This is a genomic window from Staphylococcus sp. HMSC14C01 (assembly GCF_001808085.1).
Taxonomy (GTDB): domain Bacteria; phylum Bacillota; class Bacilli; order Staphylococcales; family Staphylococcaceae; genus Staphylococcus; species Staphylococcus hominis.
The window spans coordinates 1-21,575 of sequence record NZ_KV792010.1 but is presented as its reverse complement, the minus strand read 5'-3'; the positions used below and the strand labels follow the sequence as shown (position 1 = coordinate 21,575).

Genomic DNA, 21,575 nt, shown 5'->3' with positions numbered 1-21,575 from the left:
GAATATGGAGGAGTTATTAATGAAAAGACTTTTATTTGTAGCTTTGACACTTATTTTTGTATTAGCCGCATGTGGTAATAGTGATTCATCTGACAAAAATAGTGATTCAAAATCAAGTAGCAGTAATAGTGATAAAAAAACATTACGTGTAGGAACTGAAGGGACTTATGCACCTTTTACTTTTCACAACAAAAAAGATCAGTTAACTGGTTATGATATTGATGTAATTAAAGCTGTTGCGAAAGAAGAAGGATATAAACTTAAATTTAATGAAACATCTTGGGATTCAATGTTTGCTGGTTTAGATGCAAAACGTTTTGATGTCATTGCAAACCAAGTGGGTATTAATAAAGAAAGAAAAGAAAAATATAAATTCTCTAACCCTTACACTTATTCAAGTGGTGTCTTAGTTGTTCGTGATGATGAGAAGAATATTAAATCATTTGATGATGTTAAAGGTGAAAAATTAGCGCAAACATTTACTTCTAACTACGGAAAACTTGCTAAAGATAAAGGTGCTAACATCACTAAAGTAGATGGTTTCAACCAGTCTATTGATTTATTATTATCTAAACGTGTGGATGGTACTTTTAATGATAGCTTATCTTATTTAGATTATAAAAAACAAAAACCTAATGCTAAAATTAAAGCAATCAAAGGTGATGCAGAACAAAATAAATCAGCATTTGCATTCTCTAAAAGTGTTGATGATAAAGTTGTTTCTGATTTCAACGATGGTTTGAAAAAACTTAAAGAGAATGGTGAACTAGCAAAAATTGGTGAGAAATGGTTCGGTGAAAATGTTTCTGAGCCTAAATAGTCAACAACAACACGCATTAGATGCAGCAACTCAAGCATTTGGACCCATGTTGGAAGGTTTAGTAAAATACTCTATTCCAATTACAATTGTGACATTTATTTTAGGTTTGATTATCGCTTTGTTTACGGCGTTAATGCGTATTTCGTCTAGTAAAGTATTAAGAGGAATTGCACGTGTATATGTATCTATTATTCGTGGGACACCAATGATTGTACAACTCTTTATTATCTTTTATGGTATTCCAGAACTTGGACGTCTAATTACTGGAAATGCGGAGGAACAATGGACATTGTCTTCTGTTGTTTCAGCGATTATTGGATTGTCTTTAAATGTAGGTGCATATGCATCTGAAATTATCCGTGGCGGTATTATTTCTATTCCAAAAGGCCAGACAGAAGCGGCATACTCTATTGGAATGAATTATCGTCAAACGATTCAACGTATTATTTTACCTCAAGCGATTCGTGTTTCAGTTCCAGCTTTAGGTAACACATTCTTAGGATTAATTAAAGACACTTCATTATTAGGATTTATCTTAGTAGCTGAAATGTTCCGTAAAGCGCAAGAAGTTGCTTCTACAACATACGAGTACTTTACAATTTATATTCTCGTAGCTGTGATGTATTGGGTTGTTTGTTTTATTATTTCAGTCATCCAAGGCTTCTATGAATCATATATTGAAAGAGGGTATAAGGCATGATTGAGTTATCCAATATTCATAAATCTTTTAATGATAAAGAAGTAATTAAAGGTATTGATTTGAATGTAAAAAAAGGCGAAGTTGTCACATTAATTGGTCGTTCCGGTTCGGGTAAGACTACATTATTGCGTATGATTAATGCGTTAGAGATTCCGACTGAAGGCAACGTTACTGTGAATGATAAAACTTATACTGCTAAAGATAAGAAATCTCAAATTGAAGTACGGAAACAATCAGGTATGGTATTCCAAAGTTATAATCTTTTTCCACATAAAACAGCTTTAGAAAATGTGATGGAAGGTTTAGTAACTGTAAAGAAAATGAGTAAATCAGAAGCTAGAGATAGAGCATTAGGCTTACTTGAAAAAGTAGGTTTAACACATGTTAAAGATCAACGTCCTCATGCACTCTCTGGTGGTCAGCAACAACGTGTGGCGATTGCGAGAGCGTTAGCGATGAATCCTAAAGTGATGTTATTTGATGAACCTACATCAGCACTTGACCCTGAACTTGTGAATGATGTGTTGAAGGTTATTAAAGAATTAGCAAATGAAGGCATGACGATGGTGATAGTTACTCATGCAATGCGTTTTGCAAAAGAAGTATCTAATAAAGTTGTATTTATTCACGACGGAGAAATTGGTGAAGAAGGGTCTCCTGAAGAATTATTTAATCATCCTAAAACTGATGAATTAAGACGTTTTTTAAATGTAATTAATAAAAATTAAAAAAGAATCGTCGTTTGAGATATTTCATCTTGAACGACGATTCTTTTTATTGAATAATGCTTTCTTTCTTCACATAAATAGACTTTAGAAATGTTTATTATTTTAAACTGATAGTAAAACAGTAAGCTCAAATTGAAGTACTTTATTCTCATATTGATTAAATGTCATAACTTCAACGGTTAAACTACCAAATTGTTTTTTTAATTTTTTATCTAAAACTTTAACTTTTACATATAAGTTATCATTTGGATAAACAGGTTTAATAAATGTTACATTATTTAAATGAGTCCTTGCTATGATGTCTTCTTCATATTTATTTTCTTCAATCCAAAGTTTAAAGGAGAGAGAAAGGGTATGCATACCTGATGCTATAATCCCTTTATACATTCCTTGACCTGCTTTTTTCTTATCTAGATGCATATATTGAGGGTCAAATTGATGAGCAAACTCTAATATTTCTTTCTCAGTTATTTTGTAATGTTTACTAATGAATGTATCTCCTATAGAAAACATACTGTATTTCATAGTTATATGCCTACCTTAAAGTATACTTATAATGCAATGATTATCTTCTATTTTTGATCCATTGTTGAGTATGATAAAGAACAGGTTTAATTGGCTTAATGAAGTCACCAATATATTCATAAACACCAGCATTAAAGCCTTTTTTGAACTGTTGGACACCATAATCTTCAGCATTTTCACTAAAGTCTCCAGTAATACCATAGAAGTTGTAACGGTCAATGTTATGCTCTTTAGCAAATTTAATCATTTCCCACTGTAAACGATAGGCCCCCATATATTCATTATATTTTGGGTTAGAACCACTAGATAAATAATATACTTCATGTTCATTGTAGATATATAATGCAGCTGCTAGATTTAATACTTCACCTTCTGCTGCAATTTTATCTTTTGTTTGGTTTATTTTACGTTCATTGCTATCAAATTGTTGTTGAAGTTGATTGCGTTTATTTTTGTTCTTTTTAGAGTTAGGGCTTTCTTTTAAAACTTCTTCAATTTCAGTAAGTTGTTTTGTTAAATCCTCATGTTTATGTTGTAGAGTAGACAAATAATCTTTTAAATCGATATAAGCTAATTTTAGCATGGCATGATCTTTATATGTTTTTTGCATTTCATAGAAATAAGGCTCATCTCTAAATTTAAAGCCATGTTTTTCTTCAGCCATTTGGAACAGTTCGAAGAAAGTATGTGTGTCTTCCATAGGTAATGTTTTAACTTTTACGCCCATTTCATACGTCTTTTTAATATTACGACGTGTTTGATAGTCCATTTCTTTTAATAATTGGTCTTCAGTTTTATCTTTAAGATCAAGTACAGACAACCAACGAATTTGACTCATTGTACTATAACCTACAGACCAACCTTGATGTTTATATCCTAAGTCTTCAAGTGTTTTAATCACTGCACGATTATCGTAGCTTTTTAAAATTTCTCCATCTGCATTACGTAGGTTTTCTAAAATATATGGATCTACTAAAACAAATAGACAATTTTGTTTTTTTAAATATTCTGTTAGTGATTTGAAAAAGAAGTGAACCAGTTTGATATTGCTATAATCCATTACTGGACCACGATGTGTGTAAAAATATTTATAAAATTTTAATGCGCGTGCTTCAGTCATTAATGTTGCTGCAATGACATCTCCACTATCATCTTTAACACCTACAACATGTACATCATGTTTCATCTCATTTCTATTATCCAAGTGTATTCGAGATTGTGTATAGTGAGAAAAATGTTCGGATGTGAATTTTTCAAATTCTTCAGGTGTTAAACTTACGAATTTCATGATTATCTACTCCTCTGTGTTTTTAAGAATTCTAAACTATTTTATCAAATTAGTTCTATTATTACACACATTTAGTAAATTAATTTGCTCATGCTTTAGTATTAGATAATAATTATTTTTTAAAATATATAACTATAAAATTTAAAATATAATATTTTTTAATAGTCTAGTTTATATTGCAAAACCACTGTATGATAATCAGTATAAGCATAGTATAATAGTAAGAGTTATATTAGGTTAGATTAGAAAAAGTAGGAGTGAACATATTTGAAAAGATTGATTTTATCATTAAGTGTATGTGTCATATTGCTAGCGGGTTGCGGTAATGATGAATATGCTAATAAAATAGATAAAGCTGTAAAACTACAAGATAAAAAACAAGAACGACTTGCTAGGAATGAACAAGGCGATGTGGTAAAACACTTTGATAAAAAAGACGCTAATATATATGTGTATGAAAAAGGTAAGTATGTTGTATTAGCATATAGACCATTAAGCAACAACGATGAAATGCATTATTATACATATCAATTTAAAGACAAGAAGGCAACCTATTTAGAGCACTTTGATACGAAACAATATATTAGTACACATGATTCGGATTATAAGGAAGAAAATCTTAACTAATTGAAACAATCTTAAGGAGTATATATGAAAAAATTGATTTTTATTGGAGCTGGGATCATATGTTTAATCATTATCGTTGTCGCTTGCTCTCGAAATAAAAAAGAAACAATCCCAGCTCATACGAAAAATGGAAAAATTTTAATTGTAGAATATGGAGACTATAAATGTCCTTATTGCAAGAAAATTGAAGATAACGTCATGCCTATCATAAAAAAAGATTATATTGATACAAATAGAGTGGAATATCAATTTATTAATGCAAGTTTTCTTGGAAAAGATTCATTAATGGGCTCTAGAGCAGGGAATGCTATTCAATCTATTGCACCAAAAGAATATCTTACATTCCAAAAAAATATATATGCTCATCAACAAGAAGAAAAAAAACATTGGATTACTGAAACATTACTAGATAAAGAAATTGACCAATTAAATATTTCTCAAAAACAAAAAGATCGCATAAAAAAAGAATATAAAACTAAAAATAGCGATGCTTGGAAGGAAGCAGAAAAACAGAAAAAGTTAACAAAAGAAAATCATATTCAATCTGTTCCAACAGTTTTTATCAATGGTAAAAAAGTAGAAGACCCTTATAAAGTTAAAGAATGGGAAAAATATTTATAGCATAATACAAAAGACCTAACTTAGTGTTGTTTAAATATTAAATTAGGTCTTTTAATTATGTTTTTATATAGTTTATGAAATATTTAAAAATCTTACATTTAAAATCATTATTTTTATAAAAAAAGGGAATAGAGACAAAAGAAATAAAGTTAGAACAATTAATTTACTTTAATTAAGTCGTTTAGTTTGTCATTTTCATTAGATTTATTTAATATACTGAGTATAATAATTATATTAAAGTAGAAGATAGATAAAATGAATACTATTAGTTTTATCATTTCACTATTGGAGGGAAAATAAATGGCTAACTTTAATTTAGATCCAGTTCATTCAGGTGTGAATTTCTCAATACAACACCTTGTAATTAGTAATGTAAAAGGACGTTTTAACGATTTTGATGCAGATATTACAGGTGACTTTCATGATTTAAGTTCTTTAAAAGGCACTTTTACTGTTCAAGCTAATTCTATTGATACTAAAGTAGAAGATCGTGATAATCATCTTAAAAGTGAAGATTTCTTAAACGTTGAACAATATCCTGAAATTAAATTTGAAATTATTAGTGTTGATGACCATTCAGTTACTGGTAATGTAACAATTAAAGATCAAACACAAAAAGAAACATTCGATTTAGATTATAAAGGTATTAGCTTAAACCCACTTAATAATAAAAATACAGCAGGTTTAGTTATTACTGGCGAACTTGATCGTGAAAAATATGGTGTTACATTTAACCAACCATTAGAAACTGGTGGTTTCTTATTAGGTAAAACATTAAATGTGGAATTCGATTTAGAATTTCCTATTGAAGAATAATAAAGTTAAAAAACAGGCAGAGTTCTAACTTTGCCTGTTTTTTTATTGTCTTAAAATATAATAGTTGTTAAATTATAGAAATCACCATTTTAGAAATTAGGAGAGATAACGATGTCAATCGATGTAAAAGAAAATAAAATAATTTTTAAAAGAACATTTAAAGCTCCTATCAATGATGTATTTGATGCCTATACAAATCCATCGTTATTTGAGCAATGGTTTCATCCTCAAGGCGCTAAGACAAAAGTATATCGTTTTAATACTGAAGAAGGCGGGGAAGCCTTCTTTGCAATAGAAACCTCAGAACAGACAAGCTATACATTAACAGAATATCGAAAAGTGGATCGTCCGAAGTATCTTGAATACTTTGATTACTTTGCTACACCTGAGGGAAAAAAAGATACGCGTTTACCTGGTATGCATATTTCAATCAATTTTAACTCAGATAATAAACAAATGACTACTATTACGTCTACGTCAGTGTTTCCAACTAAAGAAGCAGCTCAACAAGCAGTAGGTATGGGAATAGAAGCAGGTATGAATTCAACATTAGATCAACTAGAAGTCTTACTTAATGAATAAATCGTCACGAGGATGTCAAAATTAAATTGAACTTTTAAGTTATAATAATATTGAAAAGAGGATGATATAGTATGAAAGAAAGATATTTAAAAGTGCTGGGATTATTTTCAATTAGTACTTTAATTCCAACATTATTAATTAATTCAAAGTGTTTAAATAATGGCGTCATAAAATATATTTTAAGAACGGCATTAGGCTATGGTATTTTTGCTTCAGGATTACGTTATTTTTCAAAATTAAAAAAAGCACATTAATATCATGACAAGAGCAAGATATGGAAAATAAACCTCCATATGTTGCTCTTTTTTAATCTTCTCTATTCAAAATGCACTTCACTATATATAATATAAAATTATAAATGAATTAAGGAGAGGGAATATGACAAGTAACCATACAACAATTGAAGATACATATACTACAAAAGATCTTATTAAAGCGGCTGTAAGACAGGTACAAATGAAAGAAGTTATGGCAACTCAAACACCTGGACGATATTTACTAAAGTCAATGATGTCAGGATTTTTATTAGCTATTGTTACAGTATTTATGTTAGCAATCAAAACACAGTTTGCAGGAACAAATGATGGACTTGTTAATTTATTAGGAGCAATCTCATTTAGTTTAGCTTTAGTTCTTATTGTTCTAACTAATTCAGAATTACTTACTAGTAATTTTATGTATTTAACTGTCGGATGGTACTACAAAGTCATTGCAGTTAAAAAAATGTTATACATATTCTTATTTTGTTTTATTGGAAATATTATAGGTGGGTTTATTTTATTCTTATTAATGAAGGGTACACATGTGATGACACCTGAAATGGTTGCAAGTCTAAGTAAAACAGTACATTTAAAAACGGTAGAATCAACTTGGTTAAATATTCTTATCAAAGGGATATTCTGTAACTTCTTTATTAATATTGGTATTTATGTTTCAATGCTTTTTAAAGAAGGTTTAGCGCGCGCATTTTTCATTGCTGTTGGTGTGATAGTATTTGTATTTATGGGATATGAACACGTTGTATTTAATGCTGGATTATATGCAGGAATGATTTTTTATAATAGTGATGCATTATCATGGATAGATGTGCTAAAAAATATCGTATTTGCTTTTGTAGGTAACTATATTGGTGGAGGTATTTTTGTAGGGCTTGTTTATGCCTATTTAAACGGAAAAAGAGACAGTATAAAAGCATAGTAAGACGATCAAAGAGCGGAAATATCGAGAGACATTTCCGCTCTTTTAATCCCCAACATATTGACTTAATATTCAGAAAATCTTATTATTTTAATCAACATTAAAATAATAAGGGGGAAACCATTTGGTTGCGAATATTCTAGTAGCTCATGGCATGAGAAAAGGAGATCAAAATAAAGCACTCGGTGAATTTATAGATAGTTTATTACAAGATGAAACTTACGCTTATGAGCTTGCTTTTATTGAAAGTGAAGAAAAAAGCGTTGAAAATACGATTACTAATTTAATAGAAAAAGGGGAAACGCAATTTAAAGTTGTACCTTTACTTATATTTTCAGCCATGCATTACATTGTAGACATTCCAGAGATGTTAAGAAACATTAAACAAGCACATCCAAATATAATATATGAAATTAGTGCGCCTCTTGGTACGCATCCATATATGGTGGATTTAGTAGAACAACGTATTAATGATGTGGATATGAATAAAGAGTCAGATGTGGCAGTTGTATTGATTGCACATGGTAGCTTTTCTTATACTAAAGCACATGATGAACTAAAAGAATTTAGTACTAAGTTAAAGCAAGACAAACCTATATATTGCCGTACGTTATATGGAGATATTACGTTTAAAAATGATTTAGATCAACTTTCAAGACAATATCGTCATCTTATTGTGGTTCCAATGTTTTTATATGATGGACGTTTAGTTAATAAAGTAAAGGGTCTTATATCAGAGATGGATATTGCTAATGAATTGCACATGACTCCGTCTATTAATTTTGACCCTATTTTAAAATCGATTATTCGAGAGCGATTAAAAGAATTAACAGTATAGTAACTACATACATCTTTCATTATATGAGTGCTAAATCCTTACTCATGTAATGGAAGGTGTTTTTTATTAGGGAAATCCCCGATTTTACATTTAAATGTGAAAATAATCACATTTTTAAAAGAATATGGTATAAAATAGCCTTGTAAAGAATAGTGAGTTCAAAAATATTTGAAGTTAATCATAATTAAATGTAATAAAAGGGGCATTGATATGGCTAAACAAAAACTCGTAATGATTGGTAATGGTATGGCTGGTTTAAGAACAATTGAAGAAATTTTAGAACGTTCAGATTCTCAATTTGACATTACAATTATTGGTAAAGAACCTTATCCTAATTATAATCGAATCATGTTATCCAACATTTTACAAAAGAAAATGACAGTTGAAGAAACGATTATGAACGATTATGACTGGTATAAAGAACATCATATTGAACTAATTGTAGATGATCCAGTTGAAAAAGTAGATAGACAATCCAAAACTGTCACTACATCTAAAGGTATCACTGTAGCTTATGATATCTGTATCTTTGCGACGGGTTCAAAGGCATTTGTTTTACCTATACCTGGATCAGAATTACCAAGTGTCATCGGTTGGCGCACAATTGAAGATACTGAGCGTATGATTGAAATTGCTAAAACAAAAAAACGTGCCATTGTTATTGGTGGAGGTCTTCTTGGATTAGAATGTGCAAGAGGATTAATGGATCAAGGTATGGATGTAACAGTTCTTCACTTAGCAGAATGGTTGATGGAAATGCAATTAGACCGTAAAGCTGGAGATATGTTAAAAGCTGATTTAGAACGTCAAGGCATGCATATTGAACTACAAGCAAATTCTAAAGAAATTATAGGAACAGATGATGTAGAAGCTATTAAGCTAGCTGATGGTAGAGTAATAGAAACGGATTTAGTCGTTATGGCTGTTGGTATACGTCCATTTACCGAAGTAGCTCGTGAAGCGGGATTAGAAGTGAATCGAGGTATCGTTGTTAATGATTACTTGCAAACATCTGATGAACATATCTATGCCGTGGGTGAATGCGCGGAACACAACGGTAAAGTATATGGTTTAGTTGCACCTCTTTATGAACAAGGTAAAGTGCTTGCTGATTATTTAACAGGTAAAGAGACTGAAGGATATAAAGGTTCTACAACATTTACGTCTTTAAAAGTATCAGGTTGTGATTTATATAGTGCAGGACAAATCGTTGAAGATGAAACTGTACACGGTATCGAAATCTTTAACAGTGTAGATAATATTTACAAAAAAGTCTACCTAAGTGATGGTCGAGTGGTAGGTGCCGTTTTATATGGCGATACAGATGATGGTTCAAGATTTTATAATATGATGAAAAAACATGAATCACTAGAGGACTACACACTAGTGTCACTTCTACATAAAGGCGGAGAAGAAAGTGGAACTTCAATAGCAGATATGCCTGATGATGAAACAATTTGTGGTTGTAATGGTGTAGATAAAGGTACGATTGTCAATGCAATTACAACAAATGGGTTGACTACTGTAGATGAGGTTACAAAAACAACCAAAGCAGGAAATTCTTGTGGTAAATGTAAAGGACAAATTGGAGAAATACTAAAATGTACATTAGGTGATGAATTTGTAGCTGCTAAACCAACGGGTATTTGTGCATGTACTGATTTAACACGTGATGAAATTGTTACCCAAATTAGAGCTAAAGGTTTAAAAACATCAAAAGAAGTTCGTCATGTACTTGATTTTAAAGATAAAAATGGTTGTCCAAAATGTCGCCCAGCTATTAACTACTATCTAAATATGGTATATCCTCATGAACACCAAGATGAAAAAGCATCAAGATTTGCGAACGAACGTTATCATGCAAATATTCAAAATGATGGTACTTTCTCAGTGATTCCACAAATGCGTGGTGGTGTCACAGATGCTGACCAATTAATTCGTTTAGGTGAAGTAGCGAAAAAATATAACGTGCCTCTTGTTAAAGTAACAGGGTCTCAGCGTGTAGGGTTATATGGTCTTAAAAAAGATGAGTTACCAAAAGTTTGGGAAGATTTAGGTATGCGCTCTGCCTCTGCATATGGTAAGAAAACGCGTTCTGTGAAAAGTTGTGTTGGTAAAGAATTCTGTCGATTTGGTACACAATATACTACACGTTTAGGTATTCGATTAGAAAAAACATTTGAATACATAGACACACCTCATAAATTTAAAATGGGTGTTTCTGGTTGTCCAAGAAGCTGTGTAGAATCAGGCGTTAAAGACTTTGGTGTCATTTCAGTAGAAAATGGCTATCAAATTTATATTGGCGGTAACGGTGGCACAGAGGTCACTGTAGGTCAATTACTTACTACTGTTGAAACAGAAGATCAAGTGGTACAACTTTGTGGTGCGCTTATGCAATATTACAGAGAGACTGGAATATATGCTGAACGAACAGCACCATGGCTTAAACGACTAGGATTTGATCATGTTAAAGAAGTGCTTTTAGATGAACAACGTCAAAAAGAACTTTTTGATAGAATTATGGATGCAAAACAAGCACTTGAAGAAGAACCTTGGGAAGCTATTGTTGAAAATAAAGAAGCACAAAAAATATTTGAAGTCGAGAAAGTGTGAGGATGAGTGTAATGGAAAAAGTTAAAGTAACAACTATGGATGAATTAACACCATTAATTGGTAAAAAGGTTATCGTTAAAGATAAACAAATCGGTATATTTTTAACAGAAAATGGACAAGTGCATGCTATTAATAATGTGTGTCCACATAAAGAAGGACCGTTATCTGAAGGTACTGTAAGTGGAGAATATGTTTATTGTCCACTCCACGATCAAAAAATTGATTTGAATACGGGTAAAGTGCAAGAACCTGATACAGGTTGTGTTGAAACATATCAAGTTGAAATTGAAGATGGAGACGTATTTATATGTCTCTAGTCACTAAAAGTGAATTTGGAAAAGTATATTTAATTGGGGCTGGTCCTGGCAATCCTAATTTGCTAACTAAACAAGCAGAACGATTAATTCGTCAAGCAGATGTTATTTTATATGATCGTCTTGTCAATCCATTGATATTACAATATGCAAAGCCAACTGCTGAAATCATAGATGTTGGAAAAAAACCTTATACTAAACATATTCAACAAGAAGATATTAATTTAAAAATAGTAGCAGCAGCGAAAAAGTATAAAGTTGTTGTACGTTTAAAAGGTGGAGACCCAGCAGTATTTGGCCGAGTAACTGAAGAAATAGACATTTTAAAAGAACATCAGATTGCCTACGATATTGTACCTGGGGTAACTTCTGCGAGTGCAGCGGTAGCTTCATTAGACTTAGGTTTAACGATGCGTTCAGTAGCACCAAGTGTTACATTTTCTACAGGTCATTTTAAAGATGATATTGATCAAGACATGGATATACGTAATTTAGCTAATGGTGGGACTTTGGCAATTTATATGGGAATTAAACGATTAAATGATATTATTAATCAAATTAGAAGATATACTAAAGAAGATTATGATATTGCTATCATTTTTAATGCTACGTGTTATAACGAAACCATAGTGGTTGGTAAACTAAGCACTATTGAATATCAATTATCTAAGCTTAATATGAAACATGATCCAGGAATTTGTATATTAGGCCATATCATTAACTATATGGATGACGAAAAGATTATACACTCAAAACAAACAATAGATGAAACATTGTACGTTATTAAAGGGAATAAAGACTTAGCCCTTTCAAAAGCAGAAGACTTATCTCAACAGTATTTAAAATGCTTAATTCAATATGATGAAACTTATCATTCTTCACAAAAGTATTTATATGAATCGATCATAACGCAGCACCAAAATATTAAATATATTGAAGTGTAGTTCTTTACGCTTCGAATGTCATAAGTGAGATAACACGATATTTAAAACGTGTGTTATCTCACTTTTTTTAGGGATTCTTTTATATGAAATAGGTAATTCCCTAATATAAAAACCATGTGAAAAAATGTACAATTTAAATGAAATTTCTTTAAATAACATTGGACATAAGTAACGTATTACCTTTGCAGGTAGGAGGATTTATATAAATGGGAAAATTCGGATTAAACTTTTTCAAAACAACTGAAACGTTTAATGGAAATTGGTCAGTTTTAGAAAGTAAAAGTAGAGAATGGGAAAAAATGTATCGTGAAAGATGGAGTCACGATAAAGTAGTAAGAACCACACATGGCGTAAACTGTACAGGATCATGTTCGTGGAAAGTTTTCGTTAAAAATGGTGTGATTACGTGGGAGAATCAACAAATTGACTATCCAAGTTGTGGTCCAGATATGCCTGAATTTGAACCTCGTGGATGTCCACGTGGCGCGTCATTTTCATGGTATGAATACAGCCCACTTCGTGTAAAATACCCTTACATTAGAGGTAAACTATTAGATCTATGGACAGAAGCACTTGAAGACAATAATGGAAATCGTATCGCCGCATGGGCATCTATCGTTGAAGATGAAAAGAAAGCTAAATTATATAAAGAAGCACGTGGTAAAGGTGGACATGTACGTGCAAGTTGGAAAGATGTAACAGATATTATCGCAGCACAAATTCTTTATACCATTAAAAAAGATGGTCCGGATAGAATCGCTGGTTTTACACCTATTCCAGCAATGTCGATGATTAGTTATGCATCTGGTGCGCGTTTTATTAATTTATTAGGCGGGGAAATGTTAAGTTTTTATGATTGGTATGCTGATTTACCACCTGCATCTCCTCAAATTTGGGGTGAACAAACTGATGTACCTGAATCAAGTGATTGGTACAATGCTTCTTACATCATTATGTGGGGCTCTAACGTTCCACTTACTCGTACGCCTGATGCCCATTTTATGACTGAAGTACGTTATAAAGGTGCAAAAGTGGTTTCTGTAGCACCAGATTATGCAGAAAATGTTAAATTTGCTGATAATTGGTTAGCACCTAATCCAGGAACAGATGCCGCAGTTGCTCAAGCTATGACACATGTCATCTTACAAGAATTTTATGAAGATAAACCAAGTGATATGTTTGTTAATTATGCAAAGCAATATACAGATATGCCATTTGTATTGATGCTGGATGAAGATGAGAATGGTTATAAGGCAGGACGATTTTTACGTGCAAGCGATTTAGGTATAAAAAGTGAAAATGGTGAGTGGAAACCAGTTATTCACGATGCGATTAGCCACAAACTTGTGGTTCCAAACGGTACAATGGGTCAACGTTGGGAAGAAGGCAAACAATGGAATTTAAAACTTGAAACAGAAGATGGAAGTAAAATTGATCCAGCTTTATCTGTTGCAGAAGAAGAATATGAGTTACAAACCATTCAATTCCCTTACTTTGATAGTCAAGGAGACGGTATTTTCGAACGACCTATCCCAACTAAAAAAGTTAAATTAGCAGATGGTAAAGAAGTACGTATTGCTACAGTATATGATTTAATGGCTAGTCAATATGGTATTAAACGATTTGGTCATGAGTTAGAAGCTAAATCTTATGAAGATAGTGAATCTAAATATACACCTGCATGGCAAGAAAACGTCACAGGTATTAAACAAGAATTAGTGACACAAGTAGCAAGAGAATTTGCACAAAATGCTATTGATACTAAAGGACGTTCGATGATTATTATGGGTGCGGGGATTAACCACTGGTTCAACTCTGACACCATTTACCGTGCTGTATTGAATTTAGTTCTATTATGTGGATGCCAAGGTGTTAATGGTGGAGGTTGGGCTCACTATGTTGGGCAAGAAAAATGTCGTCCAATTGAAGGATGGAATACTGTAGCTTTCGCTAAAGATTGGCAAGGTCCACCACGTTTACAAAATGGTACAAGTTGGTTCTATTTTGCAACTGATCAATGGAAATATGAAGAATCTAATGTAGATAAATTGAAATCACCACTTGCTAACAACATTAAACATCAGCATCCAGCAGATTATAATGTGACAGCAGCACGTTTAGGTTGGTTACCTTCATATCCACAATTTAATAAAAACAGTTTGTTATTTGGTGAAGAGGCAAAAGATGCGGGCGATGATTCAAATGAAGCTATTTTAAAACGTGCGATTGAATCAGTGAAAAATAAAGAAACAGAATTTGCTATTGAAGACCCAGATTTAAGAAAAAATCATCCTAAAACATTATTTGTTTGGAGATCTAACTTAATTTCAAGTTCAGCTAAAGGTCAAGAGTACTTTATGAAACATTTACTTGGTACACGTTCAGGATTAATGGCTGAACCGAATGAAGATGATAAACCAGAGGAAATTAAATGGAGAGAAGATACAGTAGGTAAATTAGATTTACTTGTATCATTAGATTTTAGAATGACTGCAACGCCTTTATATTCTGATATTGTGCTGCCAGCAGCAACTTGGTATGAAAAACATGACTTATCTTCAACCGACATGCATCCATTTATTCATCCATTTAATCCAGCAATTGATCCATTATGGGAGTCACGTTCTGACTGGGACATTTACAAAACATTGAGTAAAGCAATTTCAGAAATGGCTAAAGATTATTTACCAGGTACATTTAAAGATGTGGTAACTACACCACTTGCACATGACTCTAAACAAGAACTAGGTTCTGAATACGGTATCGTTAAAGATTGGTCTAAAGGTGAAGTAGAAGGTATTCCAGGTAAAACTATGCCTAACTTCTCTATTGTAGAACGTGACTATACTAAAATTTATGATAAATACGTTACATTAGGACCTTTACTTGAGAAAGGTAAAGTAGGGGCACACGGCGTTAGTTTTAGCGTTAAAGAAGAATACGAAGAGCTAAAAAGTATGATTGGTACGTGGAATGATGACGATGAACATTCTGTTAGAAACGATAGACCACGTATTGATACTGCACGTAAAGTAGCTGATGCAATTTTAAATATCTCTTCGGCAACGAATGGTAAATTATCTCAAAAATCATATGAAGATTTAGAAAATCAAACTGGAATGGAATTGAAGGATATTTCAAAAGAACGTGCATCTGAAAAAATTTCGTTCTTAAATATTACAGCTCAACCAAGAGAAGTTATCCCAACAGCAGTATTCCCAGGCTCTAATAAAAATAATCGTCGTTATTCTCCATTTACAACAAATATTGAAAGACTTGTACCTTTTAGAACGCTCACTGGAAGACAAAGTTACTATATCGATCACGAAGTATTCCAGCAATTTGGTGAAAGCTTACCAGTATATAAACCAACACTTCCACCAATGGTATTTGGCGCAAGAGATAAAAAGATAAAAGGTGGACAAGATGCACTTGTTCTACGTTATTTAACACCTCATGGAAAATGGAATATTCATTCAACATATCAAGATAATGAACGTATGTTGACTCTATTCAGAGGAGGTCCAGTGGTTTGGCTATCTAATGAAGATGCTGAGCAACATGGTATCAATGATAATGATTGGCTTGAAGTTTATAACAGAAATGGTGTTGTAACTGCAAGAGCGGTAACGTCACACCGCATGCCGAAAGGTACAATGTTTATGTATCACGCTCAAGATAAGCACATTGAAACACCAGGTTCTGAGATTACTGATACTCGTGGGGGATCACATAATGCACCTACAAGAATTCACCTAAAACCTACGCAATTAGTTGGAGGATATGCACAAATTAGTTATCACTTCAATTACTATGGACCAATTGGAAACCAACGTGATGTGTACGTCGCAGTTAGAAAAATGAAGGAGGTAAATTGGCTTGAAGATTAAAGCGCAAGTTGCAATGGTATTGAATTTAGATAAATGTATTGGGTGTCATACATGTAGTGTGACATGTAAAAATACTTGGACAAATAGACCGGGTGCAGAATACATGTGGTTTAATAATGTAGAAACCAAACCAGGTGTAGGTTATCCAAAACGTTGGGAAGATCAAGAGCACTATAAAGGTGGTTGGGTATTAAATAAAAAAGGTAAACTTGAGCTTAAATCAGGTAGTAAGTGGTCTAAAATTGCCTTAGGTAAAATCTTCTATAATCCAGATATGCCGTTAATCAAAGATTATTATGAACCATGGACTTATAATTATGAACATTTAACCACAGCTAAAGAAGGTAAACATTCACCAGTGGCAAAAGCACATTCATTGATTTCAGGAGATAGACTAAATCTTGAATGGGGACCAAACTGGGAAGATGATTTAGCTGGCGGACATGTAACAGGACCAGAAGATCCAAATATTCAAAGAATTGAAGAAGATATCAAATTCCAATTTGATGAAACATTTATGATGTATTTACCTCGTCTATGCGAGCATTGCTTAAATCCTAGTTGTGTTGCTTCATGTCCTTCAGGGGCTATGTATAAAAGAGATGAAGATGGTATTGTTTTAGTCGATCAGGATGCATGTCGTGGGTGGCGCTACTGTATGACAGGTTGTCCTTACAAAAAAGTATATTTCAACTGGAAAACAAATAAAGCTGAAAAATGTACATTCTGCTTCCCAAGAATTGAAGCAGGAATGCCAACTGTATGTTCAGAAACATGTACAGGAAGAATGAGATATTTAGGCGTTTTATTATATGACGCTGATCGTGTACACGAAGCGGCTTCAGCTGAAAATGAACAAGATTTATATGAAAAACAACTTGATATCTTCTTAAACCCATTTGATGAAGAAGTGATTGAACAAGCAGAAAAAGATGGTATCAGTTATGAATGGATCCAAGCTGCTCAAAATTCACCTGTGTATAAATTAGCGATTGAATATAAATTGGCATTTCCATTACATCCTGAATTTAGAACAATGCCAATGGTATGGTACTGCCCGCCTTTAAGTCCAATTATGAGTTATTTTGAAGGTAAAAATTCAGGTCAAAATCCAGATATGATTTTCCCGGCCATCGAAGAAATGCGTTTACCTATTGAATATTTAGCAAACTTATTTACAGCAGGTAAAGTAGAGCCAGTAAAAGAAGCGTTACAAAAAATGGCAATGATGAGAAGTTATATGCGTGCTCAAGTCACAAACAAACCATTTGATACTTCTAGATTAGAACGTTTAGGTTTATCAGAAATTCAAACAAAAGAAATGTATCGTCTATTAGGTTTAGCTAAATATGAAGATCGATTTGTTGTACCATCTTCACATAAAGAAACCTATTTAGATACGTATCACGCTCAAGGTAGCCAAGGATATGGCGGTGAATATTTCGGAGATAATTGTGAAGGCTGCGGTGTTCCAGTAGGTTCAACGTCAGGAAAATCTGGTCAAGAGATTTATAATGAGAATTTCTATGGAGGTATTTTCCGTGATTAATCTAACACAATTTAAATACTATCAAGAAAGTTTTGGATATCTTGCACAACAACTTAATTTTCCAGAAAAATTAACATTTCATCCTAATACATTTGAAGAAACGATTCATCCTTCGCATCCAGGATATGCAGATTTAATGAAATATCGTGAAATTATGTACCAATTTACTTTATCTGAAATTAAAGCAATTTATACGGATACATTTGATTTCAATAAAACATCACCACTTTATATGACTTACAATAAATTTGATACTCAAAAAGAAAGAGGTCAAATGCTCGCAAAACTAAAAGTACTTTATGAAATGTTTGGATTAAAAATGGTAGATAATGAATTATCAGATTATCTACCATTGATGTTGCAGTTTTTACATGTAGCAAGTTGGCATAATGATCCTCGTGCAGAAGGCAATATTGAGTTAGTGATTATGATTATTGAAGATGGTACATATGAAATGGCAAATCAATTAGCTAAGGAGAATAATCCTTACGCTTATGTGATTCGTGCATTACGAGAAACATTAAAAGCTTGTTTAGACATTCCAAAAGAGGTGACACATCATGCTTAATCAATTTCTTTGGATTATTTACCCATATTTATGTGTGGCAATTTTTATCGTTGGTCATATTGCTCGATATAAATATGATCAGTTTTCATGGACTGCAAAATCGAGTGAGTTTTTAGAAAAAAAACAACTTAAATGGGGCAGTCTGTTATTTCACTTAGGAATTATTCCAGTATTTTTTGGTCATGTGGTGGGGTTAGCTATTCCAGCAAAATGGATAGATGGACTTGGCATAAGCGAAAGTACATATCACTTTGGAGCTGTTTATATTGGTAGTATTTTTGGTATAATGACTCTAATTGGAATGTTACTTTTAACAGCAAGACGTTTAACGATTAGTAATGTGAGAAAGTTAAGTTCAGCTTCTGATATTTTCGTAAATTTCTTATTAATATTGATTATATTTATGGGATGTTTCTCAACTTTAGTTACTAATGCAATGGTAACTGACTTTGATTACCGTCAAACGATTTCTATATGGTTTAGACACTTATTTACATTCTCACCCAATGCAGCACTAATGACAGGCGTTCCATTATCATTTAAAATTCATATCTTATTAGGATTTACAATATTAGCTTGTTGGCCATTTACACGTCTTGTACATGTATGGAGTATTCCATTAGCATATACAAATAGACGTTATATTGTATATAGAAAACATAAAGCACCTCGTGCACATTAAATATAAAAGGAGTACGATATATGATTCCGGAACCTTTGTTTGAACCGGTACATTTTCAGCAGGAACTTGACACACTTAGAAAAAAAGTAAACTGTGATTTTGCTGCTGTTGCACTATATGAAAACCACGAACCTTCTGGACCTATTAAATGGCAATATGTTTCAGGTAATTTAAACAGTCGTTATAAATTGATTGTTTTGAGAAAAGGCAGAGGCTTAGCTGGGACAGTCATGAAAACAGGAAAGCGAATGGTTATAGAAAATGTTTCCAAAACAATAACACCAGAAGAAAAAATTAAGTACCCTATTTTGATGAGTGAAAACTTAAACGCGCTCGTTGCTATACCATTATGGCATGAACAGCATGTTGCAGGCGTGTTATTATTAGGACAAAGAGGTAGTAAAACATTGCCTAAAGTGATTAATCAATTAAATATTAAAGGCCGTTTGTGGGAATTTAATGAAGAAATCTAGGTGATATATGTGTTAGAGTTATATAATCTGCAAATGGAAGACTTACTAAAAAAATATTATGAAACTACAAATGAAAAAATTGTTTTTGTAAACAAAGAAGGAAAAATCATTGCAATGAATGACGCCGCTGAAGAAATTATTTCAAAAGATAATAATTATAGTGCGATGACAAATGCGATTTGTGATCGTTGTGAAGGGTATTCAAATGAATTTGAACTTCAAAGTTGCAAAAATTGTTATTTAGACACATCTAAACCAAACGATATCAATTTTCAAGTGTTTATGAAAACAGTAGATCATAAAGTTCGACCATTTACAGCTTCTTATCAAGCGATTGATGAAGATAATGAGATATATGCATTTACACTTCAAGATATTTCGCCGCAAATTGAAAGACAAGAAAAAATGTATCAACGTCAGATGATGAGAAAAACAATTTCCGCGCAAGAAAATGAAAGAAAACGTATTTCTAGAGAACTACACGATAGTGTTGTACAAGAAATGCTAAATATTGATGTTGAACTCAGATTGCTGAAATATCAAAAAGAATCCTCAGAACTTGTCCAACAATCGCAACGTATTGAGGGATTAATGTCTAAATTGATTGATGATATAAGACATTTATCAGTTGAATTAAGACCCTCATCTCTAGATGATTTAGGCTTGGAAGCGGCTTTTAAATCATATTTTAAACAATTTGAAAATAATTATGGTATGCAAATTGTATATCAATCTAACATTAAAGATAAAAGATATGATAGTGAAGTAGAAACGGTTGTTTACCGTGTGGTACAGGAAGCGGTATTTAATGCATTAAAATATGCAGGCGTAAGTTCGGTAGATGTCTTTGTCCAGGAGGTTGGACGTTTATTAATAGCTGAAGTGATTGATCATGGTCAAGGTTTTGATCCGAATTCTCAACCACAAGGTACAGGACTAGGATTGTATGGTATGAATGAAAGAGCAGAGCTTGTAAACGGAAAAGTGAATGTAGAAACACATTTAGGAAAAGGAACTATTATCACTTTAGAAGTACCACTCTAGAGAATGTAAAGGGACTGACTTATAATTGAAAATAGTAATTGCAGATGATCATGCAGTAGTAAGAACAGGTTTTTCTATGATATTAAACTTTCAAGAAGATATGGAAGTTGTAGCTACGGCTGCTGATGGAGTAGAAGCATATCAAAAAGTGATGGAATACAAACCGGATGTATTAATTATGGATTTAAGTATGCCACCTGGTGAGTCTGGCTTAATTGCTACTAGCAAAATTTCTGAAAGTTTTCCTGAAACAAAAATATTAATTTTAACAATGTATGATGATGAAGAATATCTATTTCATGTTTTAAGAAATGGTGCTAAAGGATATATTTTAAAAAATTCACCAGATGAACAACTGATTTTAGCAGTACGAACAGTGTATAAAGGTGAAACGTATATTGATATGAAACTAACGACGTCATTAGTAAATGAATTTGTAAATGTTTCTAATCAAGATGAAAAAGCAACCAATGATCCTTTCAAAATACTTTCTAAAAGAGAATTAGAAATATTACCATTAATTGCAAAGGGATATGGAAATAAAGAAATTGCTGAAAAATTGTTTGTATCCGTTAAAACAGTTGAGGCACATAAAACGTATATTATGACTAAATTAAATTTAAAATCTAAACCAGAGCTTGTAGAATATGCGCTTAAAAAGAAACTTTTAGACTTTTAAATATATTGAATAACTTAAATAATGACACTTATATTATATTTCGAGTCCGGGACATAAAGTATCTAGATAAGTGA

At 32.3% G+C, this 21,575-nt stretch carries 22 protein-coding genes; 20 read left to right on the top strand and 2 right to left on the bottom strand.

Annotated elements, in window-relative coordinates; genetic code table 11:
* The first annotated feature begins 19 nt into the window (after positions 1-19).
* The 3 genes from HMPREF3131_RS00360 to HMPREF3131_RS00350 are packed head-to-tail and all read left to right on the top strand — an operon-like array spanning position 20 to position 2,248.
* Positions 20-820, top strand: a complete 801-nt coding sequence (locus HMPREF3131_RS00360; protein ID WP_070436311.1) for a transporter substrate-binding domain-containing protein — start codon at positions 20-22, stop codon at positions 818-820.
* Positions 801-1,520 carry an amino acid ABC transporter permease gene (locus tag HMPREF3131_RS00355; protein ID WP_049434406.1) on the top strand — a complete coding sequence of 240 codons (720 nt, stop codon included), beginning with the start codon at positions 801-803 and terminating at the stop codon, positions 1,518-1,520. Before HMPREF3131_RS00360 ends, HMPREF3131_RS00355 begins: the two co-directional genes overlap by 20 nt.
* Complete coding sequence (locus tag HMPREF3131_RS00350; protein ID WP_070436310.1) at positions 1,517-2,248, top strand: amino acid ABC transporter ATP-binding protein; 732 nt, start codon at positions 1,517-1,519, stop codon at positions 2,246-2,248. The genes HMPREF3131_RS00355 and HMPREF3131_RS00350 overlap by 4 nt, the downstream gene beginning before the upstream one ends.
* Positions 2,249-2,350: 102 nt before the next feature.
* Here the strand turns inward: HMPREF3131_RS00350 and HMPREF3131_RS00345 are convergent, their stop codons facing one another.
* A complete protein-coding gene (locus tag HMPREF3131_RS00345; RefSeq protein WP_017174969.1) occupies positions 2,351-2,773 on the bottom strand; it encodes a MaoC/PaaZ C-terminal domain-containing protein in 423 nt (140 codons plus the stop codon).
* 40 nt (positions 2,774-2,813) lie between these two features.
* Complete coding sequence (locus HMPREF3131_RS00340; RefSeq protein ID WP_070436309.1) at positions 2,814-4,061, bottom strand: aminoacyltransferase; 1,248 nt, start codon at positions 4,059-4,061, stop codon at positions 2,814-2,816.
* A gap of 267 nt (positions 4,062-4,328) precedes the next feature.
* Between HMPREF3131_RS00340 and HMPREF3131_RS00335 the strand changes: the two genes are divergently transcribed.
* From HMPREF3131_RS00335 to nreC, 17 genes are all read left to right on the top strand, one after another.
* Positions 4,329-4,688, top strand: a complete 360-nt coding sequence (locus HMPREF3131_RS00335; protein ID WP_017174967.1) for a DUF4467 domain-containing protein — start codon at positions 4,329-4,331, stop codon at positions 4,686-4,688.
* 24 nt (positions 4,689-4,712) lie between these two features.
* A complete protein-coding gene (locus HMPREF3131_RS00330; protein ID WP_070436308.1) occupies positions 4,713-5,309 on the top strand; it encodes a thioredoxin domain-containing protein in 597 nt (198 codons plus the stop codon).
* A 300-nt stretch (positions 5,310-5,609) separates the two neighbouring features.
* A complete protein-coding gene (locus HMPREF3131_RS00325; RefSeq protein WP_019834820.1) occupies positions 5,610-6,125 on the top strand; it encodes a YceI family protein in 516 nt (171 codons plus the stop codon).
* A 111-nt stretch (positions 6,126-6,236) separates the two neighbouring features.
* Complete coding sequence (locus HMPREF3131_RS00320; protein ID WP_019834821.1) at positions 6,237-6,707, top strand: SRPBCC family protein; 471 nt, start codon at positions 6,237-6,239, stop codon at positions 6,705-6,707.
* A gap of 71 nt (positions 6,708-6,778) precedes the next feature.
* Positions 6,779-6,961, top strand: coding sequence for a hypothetical protein (locus HMPREF3131_RS00315; protein ID WP_002448340.1), 183 nt, complete (start codon positions 6,779-6,781; stop codon positions 6,959-6,961).
* 124 nt (positions 6,962-7,085) lie between these two features.
* Positions 7,086-7,904 carry a formate/nitrite transporter family protein gene (locus tag HMPREF3131_RS00310; RefSeq protein ID WP_002448547.1) on the top strand — a complete coding sequence of 273 codons (819 nt, stop codon included), beginning with the start codon at positions 7,086-7,088 and terminating at the stop codon, positions 7,902-7,904.
* Positions 7,905-8,028: 124 nt separating this feature from the next.
* The gene (locus HMPREF3131_RS00305; RefSeq protein WP_049379318.1) at positions 8,029-8,742 is read left to right on the top strand and encodes a sirohydrochlorin chelatase; all 714 of its coding nucleotides are present in this window, start codon (positions 8,029-8,031) and stop codon (positions 8,740-8,742) included.
* A gap of 210 nt (positions 8,743-8,952) precedes the next feature.
* Entirely contained in the window at positions 8,953-11,358 is a 2,406-nt protein-coding gene (gene nirB, locus HMPREF3131_RS00300) for a nitrite reductase large subunit NirB (RefSeq protein ID WP_070436307.1), read from the top strand.
* 2 nt (positions 11,359-11,360) lie between these two features.
* Complete coding sequence (gene nirD, locus HMPREF3131_RS00295; protein ID WP_049382393.1) at positions 11,361-11,675, top strand: nitrite reductase small subunit NirD; 315 nt, start codon at positions 11,361-11,363, stop codon at positions 11,673-11,675.
* Positions 11,666-12,616, top strand: coding sequence for a uroporphyrinogen-III C-methyltransferase (cobA, locus tag HMPREF3131_RS00290; protein WP_048762163.1), 951 nt, complete (start codon positions 11,666-11,668; stop codon positions 12,614-12,616). Before nirD ends, cobA begins: the two co-directional genes overlap by 10 nt.
* Positions 12,617-12,822: 206 nt before the next feature.
* Positions 12,823-16,506, top strand: coding sequence for a nitrate reductase subunit alpha (locus tag HMPREF3131_RS00285; RefSeq protein WP_070436306.1), 3,684 nt, complete (start codon positions 12,823-12,825; stop codon positions 16,504-16,506).
* Positions 16,496-18,055 (top strand): nitrate reductase subunit beta, encoded by a 1,560-nt coding sequence (gene narH / locus HMPREF3131_RS00280; protein ID WP_002488804.1) that lies wholly within the window; start codon positions 16,496-16,498, stop codon positions 18,053-18,055. Before HMPREF3131_RS00285 ends, narH begins: the two co-directional genes overlap by 11 nt.
* Positions 18,048-18,623: a nitrate reductase molybdenum cofactor assembly chaperone gene (gene narJ, locus HMPREF3131_RS00275; protein WP_002448445.1), complete on the top strand. Its 576-nt coding sequence runs from the start codon at positions 18,048-18,050 to the stop codon at positions 18,621-18,623. The genes narH and narJ overlap by 8 nt, the downstream gene beginning before the upstream one ends.
* A complete protein-coding gene (narI, locus tag HMPREF3131_RS00270) occupies positions 18,616-19,305 on the top strand; it encodes a respiratory nitrate reductase subunit gamma (protein WP_017174958.1) in 690 nt (229 codons plus the stop codon). The genes narJ and narI overlap by 8 nt, the downstream gene beginning before the upstream one ends.
* Before the next feature lie 20 nt (positions 19,306-19,325).
* Positions 19,326-19,778 (top strand): nitrate respiration regulation accessory nitrate sensor NreA, encoded by a 453-nt coding sequence (nreA, locus tag HMPREF3131_RS00265; protein WP_017174957.1) that lies wholly within the window; start codon positions 19,326-19,328, stop codon positions 19,776-19,778.
* Between the two features lie 33 nt (positions 19,779-19,811).
* Positions 19,812-20,822, top strand: coding sequence for a nitrate respiration regulation sensor histidine kinase NreB (gene nreB, locus HMPREF3131_RS00260; RefSeq protein WP_202596555.1), 1,011 nt, complete (start codon positions 19,812-19,814; stop codon positions 20,820-20,822).
* Positions 20,823-20,847: 25 nt separating this feature from the next.
* The gene (gene nreC, locus HMPREF3131_RS00255; protein ID WP_070436305.1) at positions 20,848-21,501 is read left to right on the top strand and encodes a nitrate respiration regulation response regulator NreC; all 654 of its coding nucleotides are present in this window, start codon (positions 20,848-20,850) and stop codon (positions 21,499-21,501) included.
* The last annotated feature ends 74 nt before the right edge of the window (positions 21,502-21,575 follow it).